Annotated in this window: 9 protein-coding genes and 1 pseudogene; 3 read left to right on the top strand and 7 right to left on the bottom strand. The window is 62.7% G+C overall.

The window, feature by feature from the left end:
- Positions 1–3 precede the first annotated feature (3 nt).
- The 4 genes from H2O17_RS06275 to mobF (H2O17_RS06260) all read right to left on the bottom strand — a co-directional run bounded on the left by H2O17_RS06275 (position 4) and on the right by mobF (H2O17_RS06260) (position 6,672).
- Entirely contained in the window at positions 4–699 is a 696-nt protein-coding gene (locus tag H2O17_RS06275; protein WP_182048910.1) for a hypothetical protein, read from the bottom strand.
- Positions 700–847: 148 nt separating this feature from the next.
- Entirely contained in the window at positions 848–1,657 is an 810-nt protein-coding gene (gene erm / locus H2O17_RS06270) for a 23S ribosomal RNA methyltransferase Erm (RefSeq protein WP_182048909.1), read from the bottom strand.
- Between the two features lie 64 nt (positions 1,658–1,721).
- Positions 1,722–2,899, bottom strand: a protein-coding gene (locus tag H2O17_RS06265) for an IS3 family transposase (protein ID WP_182048908.1) whose coding sequence is annotated in 2 segments (ribosomal slippage) — positions 1,722–2,617 and positions 2,617–2,899 — 1,179 coding nt in all. Because the reading frame shifts where the segments join, the coding sequence is not laid out codon by codon here.
- A 314-nt stretch (positions 2,900–3,213) separates the two neighbouring features.
- Positions 3,214–6,672: a MobF family relaxase gene (mobF, locus tag H2O17_RS06260; protein ID WP_220456726.1), complete on the bottom strand. Its 3,459-nt coding sequence runs from the start codon at positions 6,670–6,672 to the stop codon at positions 3,214–3,216.
- 161 nt (positions 6,673–6,833) lie between these two features.
- On the opposite strand from mobF (H2O17_RS06260), the gene H2O17_RS06255 reads away from it, so the two are divergent.
- The 3 genes from H2O17_RS06255 (at position 6,834) to H2O17_RS06245 (ending at position 9,516) form a co-directional block, all read left to right on the top strand.
- Positions 6,834–7,400, top strand: a complete 567-nt coding sequence (locus H2O17_RS06255; RefSeq protein ID WP_220456725.1) for a VOC family protein — start codon at positions 6,834–6,836, stop codon at positions 7,398–7,400.
- Between the two features lie 15 nt (positions 7,401–7,415).
- A complete protein-coding gene (locus H2O17_RS06250; RefSeq protein ID WP_182048906.1) occupies positions 7,416–8,165 on the top strand; it encodes a MerR family transcriptional regulator in 750 nt (249 codons plus the stop codon).
- A gap of 487 nt (positions 8,166–8,652) precedes the next feature.
- A complete protein-coding gene (locus tag H2O17_RS06245; RefSeq protein WP_182048905.1) occupies positions 8,653–9,516 on the top strand; it encodes an exopolyphosphatase in 864 nt (287 codons plus the stop codon).
- 303 nt (positions 9,517–9,819) lie between these two features.
- Here H2O17_RS06245 and H2O17_RS06240 read toward each other — a convergent pair whose 3' ends face one another.
- From H2O17_RS06240 to mobF (H2O17_RS11515), 3 genes and pseudogenes are all read right to left on the bottom strand, one after another.
- Positions 9,820–11,391: a recombinase family protein gene (locus H2O17_RS06240; protein WP_182048904.1), complete on the bottom strand. Its 1,572-nt coding sequence runs from the start codon at positions 11,389–11,391 to the stop codon at positions 9,820–9,822.
- A gap of 56 nt (positions 11,392–11,447) precedes the next feature.
- The gene (locus H2O17_RS11665; protein WP_246311358.1) at positions 11,448–12,410 is read right to left on the bottom strand and encodes an AAA family ATPase; all 963 of its coding nucleotides are present in this window, start codon (positions 12,408–12,410) and stop codon (positions 11,448–11,450) included.
- A 501-nt stretch (positions 12,411–12,911) separates the two neighbouring features.
- A pseudogene (mobF, locus tag H2O17_RS11515) lies at positions 12,912–13,949 on the bottom strand (MobF family relaxase); the annotation flags it as partial.
- Positions 13,950–14,386 lie beyond the last annotated feature (437 nt).

Here is a 14,386-nt window from a genome sequence, read left to right as displayed (position 1 = left end):
CAGTCACGGTGCGGGCTGATCGATCGCGGCCTGGGTGAGCGCGTCGAGACGTTCGCCCATGAGTTGCTCTCGCTCGTCCAGTGCTGTGCGCATGGCAGGGTCGGTGACGCCCGTAGCTCGGGGAACGAGTTCTGCGATGAGCTGGGTTGCGCGTCGCGGACTGGGTGGGTAGGTGCTGGTGATCTTTTGGATCCGGTACCGCAGCAGTGACCTGAGATCATCGACGCCATCGAGGTTCCCGGCCTGCACCACCCGCGGAAGTAGTTGGTCGATGTCGTGGCCTGCCGCTTCGAGGCGACGCAGCTCAGTGGTAAGGATTCCGAAGGACTCTGTCTCGACGAGTTCATCGAGCACTTCGGTGGTGAGCCCTCCTTGTTCGAGGAGGCTGGTCCAGCGGTGTTGCTGAGCTTCTTGAGCAATGGTCTCGTACTCCGCCGCGAACTGCGCCAGCGATCCCCACGTTTCTTGCTCGGCGGTGATGGTGTCGTGCGCGGATGGTTCCGCGCCGACGTGTTGCAGGATGCCGTAGAGGATGCTCCTAGCGGTCATGTGGAGGTCGTCGCGGTGCTGGTGTTCTTCGAGGTGGTGTTGGTCGGTGGCGATGCAGGCGCGGTTGGTTTCCCGGCCGCGGGTCATTGCGACGTAGAACGATTCGCGAGTCATTTCCGGCGACGACACGATCGCGTGCGCGGTCGTCACGGTCGATCCTTGCGCACGGTGCGCGGTGATCGCGTAGCCGAGGTGCCCTAAACGCACTCACCTGTGATCGTGCGCGTGTGCGCGGTTGTAGTTTACCGGTCGGTGAGAGTTCACTCGCGCGACCGACTGATCATCGCGGGCAGCGAGATCATGAATCGTTAGACCGTGGTCGTGTTTGGTGGGTTTTGAGTGGTGGCTGCTCAGGCATCGCGTTCCAGACTCCGGCCCACTGCTCTGGTGTCAGGTCTCGCGGCAACGCGCGTGTGTCGATGCCACTCTGCCTCAAGAGTTGCTTGGCTTGTCCAGGATCGAGGCGGCCCGCGTTCGCGATGATGCGCTCGAGGGTTCCGCCTCGACCGGTGAACACCGCGCGTACGAACTGTTCGTACCGGCTGCGCTGTGAACCGGGAACGAGAGGATGGTTGCGTCTACTGATCTGGATGATGCCCCCATCAACGCTGGGGCGTGGGCGAAAACCCCAGGAGGGAACCCGGCCGTGGAGGTCGAAGGTAAACCAGGGCGCAGTCTGCGCAGTCAGCATGGTGGAGCCACCGATCCCGCAGCGCTTGCGTGCGACCTCCCATTGAGTGAGGAGCACGGCCTCGGTCCAGGTGCCGCCCCGGAGAAGCCGTCGCAGAATCGGAGTGGTGAGGTGGAAAGGGATGTTCCCTACGATCACGGGATGGTCGAGAGGAACGGTGAGCGCGTCGGCGTGATTGATCGTCACGCCTGGCAGTGCGCTTTGGAGGCTTGCGATCCGATGCTCGTCGATGTCGATCGCAGTCACTGGCCTGCCGAGTTGCGCGAGAGGCCTCGTGAGTGCACCGGCTCCAGCGCCGAGTTCAAGGATCGGCCCCTTCGTCGCCGTAACGAGGGCTGTGATCTTGCTGATAGTGGGTGTGTGGGTGAGGAAGTTCTGGCCGAGTTCGTGTCGGCCGCCGTGGGATGAACGAGGCATGTTCGCGCTCCAAGAAAGAAGGATGGGTCTGCTGAAGGTTTGGTTGACTATAATTTCTTTATTTTCAAGCCGCTAACGCGACTGTTTCCATCATAACCATCTCGAACTCGACAGGGGTCAATTTGCCGAGCTTTCGCTGCCTGCGTTTACGATGATATTTACCCTCGATCCAAGAAACAATCGCAAGTCGTAACTTGCTCCTAAATGCCCAACTTTTACGGTCAAGCACGTTCTTTTGCAACAAGCTGAAGAACGATTCCATCGCAGCATTATCCCCTGCCGCACCTACTTGACCCATCGACTGTAACAAACCGTTTTCCTCTAAAACATGCCGATATTTACGGGAACGAAACTGGCTACCCCGATCTGAATGCACCACAACACCAGCCGGGTAATCACGCTGCAATAGCGCATTCTGTAAAGCATTAACAGCAAGACTTGCTTTCATTCTGCTGTTGATCGAATAACCCACAATGCGGTTAGAGAACACGTCTTTAACCGCACAAATATAGAGACGGCCTTCTTTCGTGTGATGCTCTGTAATATCGGTCAACCAAAGCTGGTTAGGTTTATTAGCTGTGAAGTCGCGCTTAACTAGATCATCACTAACAGGCTCACCCGCAGGCACATATTTACGTTTACGTTTACTAATCACTGACCTGATCCCAGCTTTGTTGCAAAGTCGCCACACACGTCTTTCAGACACCCTAAACCCAAGCGATTGCATCTCGTCGGCAAGGAACCTGTAACCAAACTCAGGATCATCCGCATGTAACTCTAAAAGTTTCTGCGTCAGCCCTGATTCTTCTACCTCTCTAGCCGAGACTGGGTTTTTAACCCATTTATAGTAAGCCTGCTTACTAAACCCGAGCACCCTGCCCGCCACTGCCACAGGCACCCTTACTGGGCGATAATCTTGGGCAGCCATTTCTTGAACGAGAGGGTATATTATTTTGGGTTTTTGATATGTATCTGTGACAAATAAGCGGCAGCCCGGCGTAGCACCTCGTTTTCTTGCTCCAGTAACCGGTTACGGCTAATCAATGCCTGGATTTGCATATTCTCATTACTGTCAACCTCGTTAGAAGCGGGCAAACCTAAACGGTTTCTTTCATCAGCAGCAACCCAATTACTTATTGCTGATTTAGAAACACCAAGATCGCGACAGACCTGCGATTGAGAGTTACCAGCATGAACCAAAGCAACAGCATCTGCCTTAAACTCATCAGAATATTTAGCCATGTTAACTATCCTTCCAGACCCCACACACGGGACCTAAACATTAGTCAACCAAACCTTCAGCAGACCCGATGGAGCGCCTCGGAAACAGGGCAGAGCACAGAGAAAAAATGGGTGCGCAAGATCGCCGTTCCGAGACGCGAATGGTCTCTCGGATGGACGACGCGCGAAGCGTTCAGCGAGGCGCGCCGTTAGGCGCGGCGGTCGCGGACAGCAAGCGTGTGCGTCGCAGCGAACACGCAAATCAAGTTACCCATGCCAAGCATCATACCCGACGCCAGGATAGGTCATGTGGACCACAGGAACTGCGTGACTGATCACAGGCCGCGCGCTGGTCCCTCGCGGCGCGGGTCATAGCGTTGGGGATCGTTCGCAAACGGACTATGCAGTTGCCTGGCCCGTTCCGTTGCCTGCTGCCGACCACGCTCCTGCTCGGCGCGCTTCGTCTCGATGAGCTTGGCGGCGACGTTCGTCGGGAGGCTGCGGAGTTCTGCACTCTCGACGCGAAGGAAGTCTGCGCGGGTGCGAGCATCGCGGGCATTGCGTCGAGGGTTGAGGGCGCGCATCCCGTACTGGTGAGCGCGGGCATTCTCAGCCCCGTACTCGCTTGCCAAGAGCGCCAGCCGTTCGTTGCGGTGACGGTCAACCGTTGTGGTTCGTTCGGTGCGCGCGGTTTCGACAGCTTGGTTGGCTTCGCTCACGCGGGGATCGGCTTCTGCTCGCCGCTCCGCGACCTGTGTAGCCCATTCGGGTAGTGCGCTGCGGGTTCGTGGCGGTTCGGCGTCCCACTCATCGCGAAGGTGTACTCGGATGGTTGCTGCTTGTTCGCTGGCGGCGCGGTGCTCGTCGCGGGCCTTACGCCGCCCGAATCGCCCGACAGTGGCGAGGCGTGTGCTCGCTGTCCTCTCTGCTTCTACTCTGGCAAGGTACGTCGCTCCGTCTTGTTCGGCTTGCTTGGTGAGGGGCGCGGCGACCTTGGCACGCACCCGCGCGGCCTCTTCCTCGGCCTGGCGAAGCGCGGCGGTGCTCTCGTCGCTCTCGGCCCGGTGCGCAGCGCGTTGGGCATCGAGCCGGTTGGCGGCCTGCTCCCATCGATCCGCATGCCGCTCAGCACGTTCGGCTTCCCTGTCGAGTCTGGCGAGTTCTTCGGTGACGCGCTGGATCGGGCCGTCCTTGACGATGCCACGCACGGCTTCGGCGGCTTGTGCGGTGGCGTGGTCGAGGCCCCGGTCTGCGGGATCGCGCTCCGTCGCTGCAACGAACTGCGCCCGAGCCTCCGCCATATCCTCGGCAACAACGTGCAGCCAGTTGTGCTCGCGGCCTCGGGTCATGCCAACGTAGACGCCTGCCGCGCTCGTCGCCTCAGTCAGCATCGTGTGGGAGGCGTTGACGGTTGCGCCCTGGACGCCGTACGCGGTTGCTGCGTAGGACAGGTGCGCGTGTTCACTCACGTACTCAGGCGGGAGGGCGACGGTGCGGGGGTTCCTGCGCCCGCTGCCGGTCTCGCGGGCGTACACGGTGCCATTACCAGCGACGTGCTGCACGATCCATTGCTGCCGGTTCGCCACGCCAAGCGCGGGGTCGTTCCTCCTCGTCTGGATCAGATCACCCCGACCGATAGGCAGCTCGTCGCTGCCGGTCGCCGTGATCGTGTCATCAACCTCGCCTCGCTCGACCCGCCCCATGCGGATGCGCTCGTTCAACGCCGCTGCCTTGTCGTTCGAGGCGACCGTGATCGCCTCACCCTCAGTAGCTTGCTCTGTGATGTGCTGCTGGGCTTGTTCCTCGTCCGCGTGCAGTATCACGAGGCCCATGGCAGTGAGCCGGTCGAACACCTCGCCGGGGTTCTCCCGGTCGCGCATCGTCAGCGTGAGTGTCGCGTACTCGGCGTCGGCGAACCGGTGCAGCTCGGTCATGTCGTATGTACGGCCCCTGATCTGTGCGGCCATGTCGAGTACCCCGCCCCGACCGACAGCGGGGAGTTGGGCACGGTCGCCGACAAGCGCGACGGTCGCTCCGGCTTCGGTGGTGATGGCGAGGAGGGCGTGGGCGGTGTCTTGGTCGAGCATCCCGGCCTCGTCCACGATTACCCGTTCACCCCGCGACAGCACAGCATCGTCGGGCGGGCCGGTGAAGGTGCGCCCGGTGTCGGGGTCAGCGTCGCCAGGGTGTAGGCGTGTCCATACGCCATCGGAGTTCCATCGCCATCCGTGCGCATGTACGAGCGCCGCAACGCTCGTTGCGGGGATGCCGAGTTCTTCGTGCGCGACCTGCGCCGCGCGCAGCGTCGGTGCAACCACCCGTGACGCCCTGCTGTGCTGGGCGGCGACGTCGATGGCGGTGCGCAGCATCGTCGTCTTCCCGCTGCCCGCAGCACCCTCCACGATCACCAACGGGTCAGATGATGCAACCGCAGCAGCAGCGACCGCCTGCCCTTTGTTCAGCCCCGCTACTTGTGCGGCGTCGGTCATGTCCGGGTGCTTCGATTCTTGCTCTGGGGTGGTGGCGGCGAAGCGGTCGCGGAGCGCGGTTTCGGCGGCGATCACGGTGAGGCTGGTCAGGTGCGCGACATGTTCCGGCGTCGCCGCACCCGGTGGCAGGACGGAGAAGCAATCCGAGACCGCAAGGTCGGTCGCTATCTTGATGAACTCGCGCAGCTCGGCAGGTGTTGCTTGCACTCCGTGTTCGGTGGTGATGCGGGTGACGTGCTCCTGCATGCTGTGTTTCGTCCATGCTGATGATGCGGCGGCGCAGCGATCCAGTGCCCGTGATGCAACCTCCTGCACCGCAAGTTCATCCAACTGCACCGGGCGCTGCACGGTGCTGCGTCGAGGTGCAGCGGGGTCGTATCCGGCGTCGCGGAGTTCCTGCACCCACCACTGCTCGTTCTTCAAATCAGTCGGCTTCTTCCCTGGCCGCTTGTGTGTCCAGGCGATGCCCTGCAACTTCGCGGTCATGATCGGGCCGAGAGCTTCGCCGGGGTGCTCTGTTTCCCATTCGGCTTCGAGCCGGACGAGGTTGCGTCTGATCTGCGCAGACCGCTTCGACATCACCCCATTGAATGGCTGCAACTCAACTACCTCGCCGGAGACGGGATCGAGGGTCAGGCCATGCTCTGCGAGGGTTTGCGCGAGGTGTGGGTGCGCGGCGATGACCGCGGTTCCGAGGGCGCGGATCGCGCCTTGCTGCTTGAACAACGCCGCCGTATCCAGTGCCCGCCACTTCCCAGCCGCAAACACCCGAGTGCCGATCTGCATGTGAATATGCCGGTGCGGATCACCAGCCCGCGAGGTCTTGTGGCGGATGCCGACGACCTGCATCTGCTCGATAGGCAGCACTTCCCGCGCGTCACGCGGCCCGACCCTGATGACGGAGTGTTGGCCGAGCCAGCGGCGAATCTCTCCAAGTGCATCCTGCTGCGCTTGGTCGAGGGCGCTAGATACTTCGGGGTGGAGGGCGGCGGCGACCGACAGGCTCTTGGGTGCGTTAATCGTCATCTCCGCGAACAACGGCGAACCCTTCGACCCCTCACCCGGATTACGTGGCGTGCCCATCGACTCACCCGTGACGGGATCGTGCCAGTCCACCCACCCCTCGTACTCGACCGCCGACAGTGACATTGCGGCGGTGACCTCGCCGCTAGCATCGAGCACCGTGTACTCCGACAAGGCGTTGTCCGCGCCCAGGTAATACTCGTCGGCGCGGGAGCGGTCGGCCTCGACATAGCGGCGCGCGGCAGCACCTGTGCCGCGGAACAGGATCACCCCGCCCTTCATCCTGGCCTCCCTCATGAGTCGTCTCATGAAGGAGGTGCGCACGCCCCACCCGCGGTGGCATACGTGCATATTCCTGTCTGAGGGCTCGGTTGGTCATCGTCGGAGCGAAGAGGTGTTACTTGGCGCTGAGCGTGTGCAGGTGCAGGTGGTGGAGATGTGGCGTGGCGACAACTGTGATCAGAAGCGTGGACGTAGAGCTTGACTCTGCCGTAACGTCAACTGAAATGGTTGAAGACATGACAAAGAAAACAGGACCGGAAATCGACCGGTCAATCTACCCAATGCCCATGTTCGTCAACCTCGTCTCCCAAGACTTGACGGCCACGGAAAGCCTGTACGCCGCTGCGGGTTTCGTGACGCTTGCGACCATCCCAGGCCCAGGAGGCGCTCCCTCGCTCGTGCATCTACGGCGCGAGAAGTACCAGGACATCCTCGTCACCCCAGGCACCTCGGTCTCCGGATCGACGACGGCGTCGTTCGCAGCCGGGGACGTGGACCTCGCTGAAGTCGCGGAGCAGTTGCGTGCTGCGGGTGCTGACGTGAGCGGACCCTATGACACCCCATGGTTCTCGACAGACGTCACGTTTACCGATGCAGACAGCAACAGGATCATCCTGACCGCGCCTAGAGTCGCTGACCAGGCGCAAGCGCAGGAGTGGGTTGGCAGCAATATCGTCGGTGACTTCGAGATTCCGACCGCATCTTCGTCCGACGCAGGCCGACCGTAACCACCGGAGGACGACATGCAGGAGTGGGCGATCAGAGATGTTGCGCGTGCGACCGGGCTGACCAGTCGAACGCTTCGCCACTACGAGCAGATCGGGCTTCTGCATCCATCACGGGTTGCGAGCAACGGCTACAGATTCTATGGCGAGGCAGAGCTTTCCCGGCTGTACAGAATTCTCTCCCTGCGCGCACTGGAACTGCCCCTGGCAACTATTCAGATCGCACTCGATGATGACGAGTCTCTCGAGGAAGCGATCCAGTCGCATCTCTCGCTCTTGGAGGAGCGGCGAGATCGCACAATTCAGCAGATCACCGTGGTGCAGCAAACCCTGCACGCGGTACAGAAAGGCCAAGACATGACCATCAATGAAGTATTCGCTGGCGTTGACCAGTCTCAGTACGAGGGCGAGGTAAGGCAGCGTTGGGGGGACGATGCCTGGGAGCGCAGCGCGAAGCGGCGCGAGGGCATGAACGAAGCCCAGCGAAACGCAGACGACGCGAAGAGCCTCGACGTAAACGCTGCGCTGCGCAGCGCAGCGGAATCGGGCATCGCCACGGACTCCGACTCCTTCCAGGCGCTAGTTGCCGATCACTACGCCTGGGTCACGGACTACTGGGGCGGACGGAAACCCGACCGTGACGCCTACATCGGGTTGTCCGAGCTGTACGTCATGGACGTTCGTTTCGCCGCCACTTACGGTGGTCAAGCAAACGCCGAGATCATCCGTGCAGCAATGCGAACCTGGATCGAAGCAAACCTCGCCTGAGATACCTACGCAACAACTCCCTACCGAACGCGTCACGAAATACGAAGACCGCCCATGCCCGCCGCCGATCACGGCCGCGACCGAGGCATAGCTCGTTTCGTCGGCTAGGTGATGGCCGTACGGCAATCGCGGCCATCACCCGGGCTGTAGAAGCCTCCTTACTCCATACCGTTGAAGCTGACGAGCTAATCGCCGCAAGACTTGTCGCGCCCACGACGGCGATGCTCGTGGGCTGGCCGGAGAGTGACTAACGTCGCGACGTTCGCCCGCGCGTGAACAGACAAGACAGCGGAGCAGAGTCCGGCCCCGCACAAAACCGCGCTTGGACGCCCAGGCTTCATCGAGCCGATTCCCACGCCTCGAGACAGCCACCGCCCGCCACTGCGGATCACTCGTGATGGGCCCGTCGATGGCGCACCCAGCCGCGTGCGCTCTGACGCTTTGGTTTGGGTTCCGGTGACGCACCTCCCTTCTGGGAGGCGTCACCGTGGACGAACACACCTCACCCGCTATCAACGTTGGTGCGGGAACGACTGGCTCGGCCAGCAGCAGTTTCGAGAGCCCAGAAGGTCTACGCTCCCTACTCATCCGGCTACACGACGCCGGGCCGGGCGCATGGCGAGGTGACCGTGAAGCAGCCGAACTCATGCGCTACACCGCTATCAAGTACCGGCCACTCGCTCGTAGGCACGGGGTGGACGCCTGGGCGGTCGCCTCCGCCGCGTTCGAGGTGATGCTCGCCCCCTCGACACGTAACGCGGGCAACCCGTGGGCTGTCGTGACTCGTGCTGTGCAGATCACCTGTCACGCTGAGGCTCGTGCCGCCGGGATGCTGACTTCTGCCAGCAAGGTGCGCCATACGTCTCGGATCGTCGGGTTTCATGATGCTGTGCGGTTCGCCGAGCGGGAGCGCTTGGCCGACTACCACCCCGCGTTCACGCACCACGATGACGGCGACGCGGACGAGAACGAGTATGAGACACGGGTGGTCACTCTGCTGTCTGCCACGGTCGCGCTATTCGAGTCCGCGGGATGGGATGCTGCGATGGTCGTCGAGTGCGTGGAGCATGTGGCCTATCGGCTTGCCGATTTCTCCTCTCGGCAGCGTGGGGTCGAGGTACTGCGCCGTGACCGCGCGATCCCGACGCTGCTCGGCATACCGCACCGCTCGTGGTCTGCGCTGTTGCGGATCGTTCTCGGGCATCCCGACCCGAAGCACGCGGGCACGCCGATAGGTGATGGTGTGTTGCTGCGATTGCTGAACGGTGAAACGCTCGACGCTCTGCGCTGCGACGAGGTTCTGATGAAGATGATCCGTGCCGTCAACCCCGATCAGCGCACCGCGCCTTGATTTGGGGATGAGCTTCCGCACCTAACGGTATGAGCACCCGCACCGTTACCCCCGCCACGTCCACCGCCCCGGTTCTTCCTGCCCCCTCGTCTGCTTCGACGCTCGGCGCTCAGCTTGCCGCTGCCTCACGGCGCGCGCAGGGCTTCACCACCGTCGTGGATGATCCTGCGGTGCTGACTCGGCTGCGCGGACTCTGTGCCGCTCCGCGCCCGATGCGCGCGCCCGTCGCCGAGAAACGCGAAGGCCCCGCCCCCTGACGTGCTTTCGTAGTCAGGAACGCGGGCCGGTCACGAATCGTCGGGGTTATGCGCGCCAGACGAATTCGACGCGGCGTGCGAGCACCGCTGCGCGGTGCGCATCACGGCGCACATGGAACGCCTCGGTGCTCTCGTTACGGCGCTTGGGCACGGCGGTCATCATGTCTGCGGGATGAGCGTGTACCAGTACCGCTTGCAGAATCAGGCTCGCCGCCTGGTACTGCCACATCGGGGTACGCCCTTCCCACTCAGCAGCGACCGTCGTAACATCGATGTTCAGCCCGGCGGGTTGTTCGGGCATTGTTGCGGTGTATTCGCGGCGGGTCGCCTCGATCCGCTCCGCGATCCTCGCGCGTTGCCGCACCCACATCGCCTTATCGATCAGCCCGTCATAGTAGTCATCATCCAGCCGCGCCAAGCGTTCCCGATCCTTGTCGAGCGTCGCTGCGAGCCCGACACGTGCCGCAAGGTCGCTGCCGGAGATTCGGTGTTTCGTGGGGTGGAGGGTGATCTGCTCGAACGTCGCGAGCACTGCCTCTTCGACGAGCCTTTCGATTTCGGCAGAGCGGATCGAACGGGTACACCCGCCCGGGGTCGGCTGTAAGCACTGGTACACGCCGCCCCTATGGATCATCGACGTGCCACACAGGGAGCAGCGGATCAACCCGGAGAACGGGTACATCCGCACTGCGGCACCGCTGCCGGGTTGGTGGAAGTTCCGGGCCTTCTTCCTCGCGTCGAGCACATCGGAGACTCGCTGCCAGGTGTCCTCGTCCACAATCGCGGGCCATGCCGCCTTCATTTGCATTTTTGAGGTCTTCGCGCGGCTCCCGTCCGGCATGACGGGTCGGTACTCGCGTACGCCTTTGTTGGAGGGGTTGTAGAGCACTATCTTGAGTGTCCGATCTGACCAGGCGCATCCGTGGGTGGTGAGGATGCCGCGCGCGTTCCAATCCTTCCGAATGCGATACAGAGAGTCACCGGCGAGCACCCGCTGGTACATCTCGACCACCAACGGCCCGGTCACCGGATCGATCACGAGCGCGCCTGCCTCTGCCCGGTATCCGAATGGCACCCGTCCGCCGTGCCAGGCACCCTCGATGGCCTGCTGCTTCGCCGCCCGAGCCACGCGGCGGGCAGTGTCAGCGGATGACTTGTTCGCCATCGCCACCAGCACCCTGGCCATCGCCACATCAGAATCCGTATCCAACCGCAGCGAACCGGTGACAGAGCGGACGGCGAACTCGCCCAACACCTTCGCGTCGATGAGGTCTTCCATGTCACGCGGGTCGCGCACCGCGCGATCCAAGTCGTAAGCAATCATCACCTGCGCCTGACTGTCGGTGAGGTGTTTCAGCATGGCGCGGAACTGCGGGCGGATCACCCGCCGTACACGCTCGCCAGATGGGAGCGTGATCGTGCGCTGTTTGAACGCCGACGTGTCATTCTCACGAAACACCGCTGCGACTTCCCAACCGTGGGCGGCGGCGTAGGCGCGGCAGTCCGCCTCCTGCCGGTCAACGCCGCGCGCGGTGCCCTCGGGGTCGTCACTGATGCGGACGTACACCACCGCCCGCAACGGCTCCGTGGTCTGTTCCTGCTGATCGTCGTGGCCCATGTTCCGGCCCCACCTTCCTACTTGTGTGAGAGGTAGGTGCGTTTACAGAACCTCGGCTACCCGAGTTCCACGTTCTCGGCGACATACGCGGCGGGCAGGGGGATCGTGGTGCGCCATTTTGGGAGTGCTCGGCGGACAGTGAGGGCTCCGTCATCGTGCGCTCGGGTCACGGTCCAGCGGTCGCCGTTCTTCACCCAGCCCCGCCCGAGCGACAATCGCCGGTCGTTCTTACGCGTGATGACCCGGTCACCACGGGAGGCCTCGTTCCCGTCATGGAGCCGGACGCCATCGAGGGCGACTTCGCCTGCGAGGATTCGGTCGGTCCGGGCACGGGTGTTGAGCTGGGAGACCGTGTCGAGGGTCTCAGCGATCAGCACCGATGTCTTCCCTGCTGCTTGGTCTTGTTGGCAGGCTTGGTAAGCCTGCTCAAGGATCTCCTCGTACCCGCCGGGGGTGACGCGGTCGTGGGCGAGGTACGTGTCGATGACGTCGGTGTCGCCGATCCGGAGGCCGAGGGAGGCGTGTTTTTCCCAGTCATTTCGGAACCGTCGCACATCCAACAGCTCCGGAGTATCGTCACGTTCACGCACCAGCATCCCGAACGCCCCACCCGCATCGACCGCAGCGAATTGCGCCCAGTCACCGACCAGCAGCACTTTCGCTCCGACCGCGGTTGCGTGGGTGGTGATGGTGTCGAGGGCAAGGGTCCCTGCAAGAGATGCTTCGTCGATGATGACGAGCTGAGCGGCGGTGAGGTTCCAGTTGCCGTGGCGGTGTTCGTGGAGCCACTTCGCCGTGTTCTCCGTCGCCACCCCCAAATCACCGGCCAAGACTTCAGCTGCTGCAGCCGACGGTGCGAGTCCGATGACTGAGCCTTTGCCGTGGCGTCTTTCCCACGCCGTGTGGAGGGTTTGCATGGTGGTGGTTTTCCCGGTCCCGGCGGGACCGACGAGCACATCCAGGGTGCGCCCGGAGATACCGATCTTCGCGATCGCCTGCTTCTGATCAGGCGACAACATGTACCCATCCTTGTTCTCTGCACAGGCGGCCTGCTCAACCCACGCAAGCGGCACCGTCGGCGCAGCGCGATTCTCTGCGGCAGGAGGGAGACGGTCTTCGGCAGCAAGGACCCGCTCGGAAGAGTACACGGTGGAGGCATTCGGACGGAACACACTCGTACCATCGGCCTGTTGGAATATGTGCGGGCTCGAGGGCAGCTCCGGAGGCGTCAACCGGAGGGATGCGTGTTCGGCGGCATCAACGATTTTCCGCGTGATCGTGTCACGGTCCTGGGCGGTGGAGAACCGGAGCCCCATCGTTTGGCGGACGGCTTCGGCGTGGAGGTTCCATCGCTTCCACGTCGCGCGCCGATCACCGACCCGTTCGACCACGACCGCGGCTACTGCTTCGAGGTCATCGAGTGGAAGGTCATCAGCGCGCAGCAAGGGATCGGCTGTGCTACTTGCGAGGAGTGCTGCGGCCCAGGTCGGTGCGTCCTCTCCGAGTACCTGGGTGGCTCGTTCACGCCACTTTGCGGTGAGGTCGCTCAGGGAGTGCTGTTGCTTCGGTGGCCGGGTTTCGAGGGTCGCCTGTTGCCGGAATTGCCACAGCAGCTTCGGTGACGGGTGCCTGCCATGCTTTTCCACATAGTCAGCAACGAGACGGTCCTTGGCCTGCTCGATATCGCGGGTGCGGGAGGAGAACTCATCCGTCAACTCCTGCGATACCCCGGTGATCTCACGCGCCGTCGACCGGCCCACACCACGGGCGCGGGCCTCCCACCCGACACTGAGCGCCTGGGTGATTCTGTCGGCGAGGACCGCGTTGTAGTGTTCCGATAGCCCGGTCACTGCTGCGTGGAGGGCGCGGGAATCGAGGGTGTGTCACTTCCCATCCCGCACAGCTTGCACCCGGTTCGCGACCACCACATGGGTATGCAGCTGAGGATCGGACGCCCGTGAATCGTAATGGTCATATGCCGTCGCGATCACACCCCGCGGACCCTTGGCACCCACTCTCGTCGCGACAACGTCTCGCTCCAGCAGCTCGATGACCTCCTGGATCGCGGCATGGTGTGCTTGCGCGATCAGTGCTTGGGTTCCTCCGTCGGCGACGGCCCACAGGGTTGAGACAGACTTCGGGACGGAGAAGGTGAGATCGAAACCAGCGACAGGCGCTCCAGTCGGCTTCGCTGCTTCCTCAGCCTCGATCAACCCGACCTGGGTCGCGCGCTCGTCAGCAGTGAGTGTCTCGGGGAGTTTCTCAAGGCGACGCTGCACCCGCTCCGCCGCGGTGGCGAACTTTCGGTAGGGGCGACCAAGCTGCTCACCCGTGTTCGGGTCCTGCCCGTACCCCATGAGTCGCCGCAACTGCTCCTCAGACAAAGAGTCCCCGTTAGTGAGATCGCCGGAGAGCCTTGAAAGGCCCGACCCGATCCACGGGCCTGGCGGGGTTCCAGACTCCAGGTGGTACCTCGTCAGCGCAGACGTGGTGTCTCGGTCGCCGCCCCCAGTAACGACAGAGTTCAGCAGGTACCGGTACCCATTACCGGCAGTCATCACCCGGATCGAGACTGTCACCCTCAACAGGTACGCGACCTCCCGTCCGCCGGACTACACCGACTACGGGGTTCCTGGCTCGATGTGGCAGTGAGTGAATGTGAGTCTTTGCCTTTCCTTTCGCTCCGGCCAGTCCCAGATCCACCGTTTCCACGAGAGTCCCATCAATGTGGACGTGGCGTCACAGTGACCATCGCAGGTGACCACGCGGTTGAGCAAGTACTGGCTATATCCGCGCCCGGATAGGCCCGTGACGCGCGGTACCGCGTCCGGCTGCGACAGGGTGTGATGGATGGAACCAACTGGCAGCGCGCGATGCTGTGCGCTACGATCAACGGTATGCACTTGTATTTCCTTTGACGGCTGGGCAGGCCTACCGCGCTCGTTGAGTATCTCCGAGCCTGCGGCGGCTGCTCGTTCTGACCCTTCTGGGTCGC

Source organism: Changpingibacter yushuensis (genome assembly GCF_014041995.1).
GTDB lineage: Bacteria > Actinomycetota > Actinomycetes > Actinomycetales > Actinomycetaceae > Changpingibacter > Changpingibacter yushuensis.
Note: the sequence above shows the minus strand (reverse complement) of the source record. Positions and strands in the feature narration are given on the sequence as shown.

Coding starts and splice junctions, on each gene's coding strand:
- H2O17_RS06240 (WP_182048904.1), bottom strand. CDS start 11,391: ATGGGCCACGACGATCAGCAGGAACAGACCACGGAGCCGTTGCGGGCG.
- H2O17_RS11665 (WP_246311358.1), bottom strand. CDS start 12,410: ATGTTGTCGCCTGATCAGAAGCAGGCGATCGCGAAGATCGGTATCTCC.
- mobF (WP_220456726.1), bottom strand. CDS start 6,672: ATGAAGGGCGGGGTGATCCTGTTCCGCGGCACAGGTGCTGCCGCGCGC.
- erm (WP_182048909.1), bottom strand. CDS start 1,657: ATGCCTCGTTCATCCCACGGCGGCCGACACGAACTCGGCCAGAACTTC.
- H2O17_RS06250 (WP_182048906.1), top strand. CDS start 7,416: ATGCAGGAGTGGGCGATCAGAGATGTTGCGCGTGCGACCGGGCTGACC.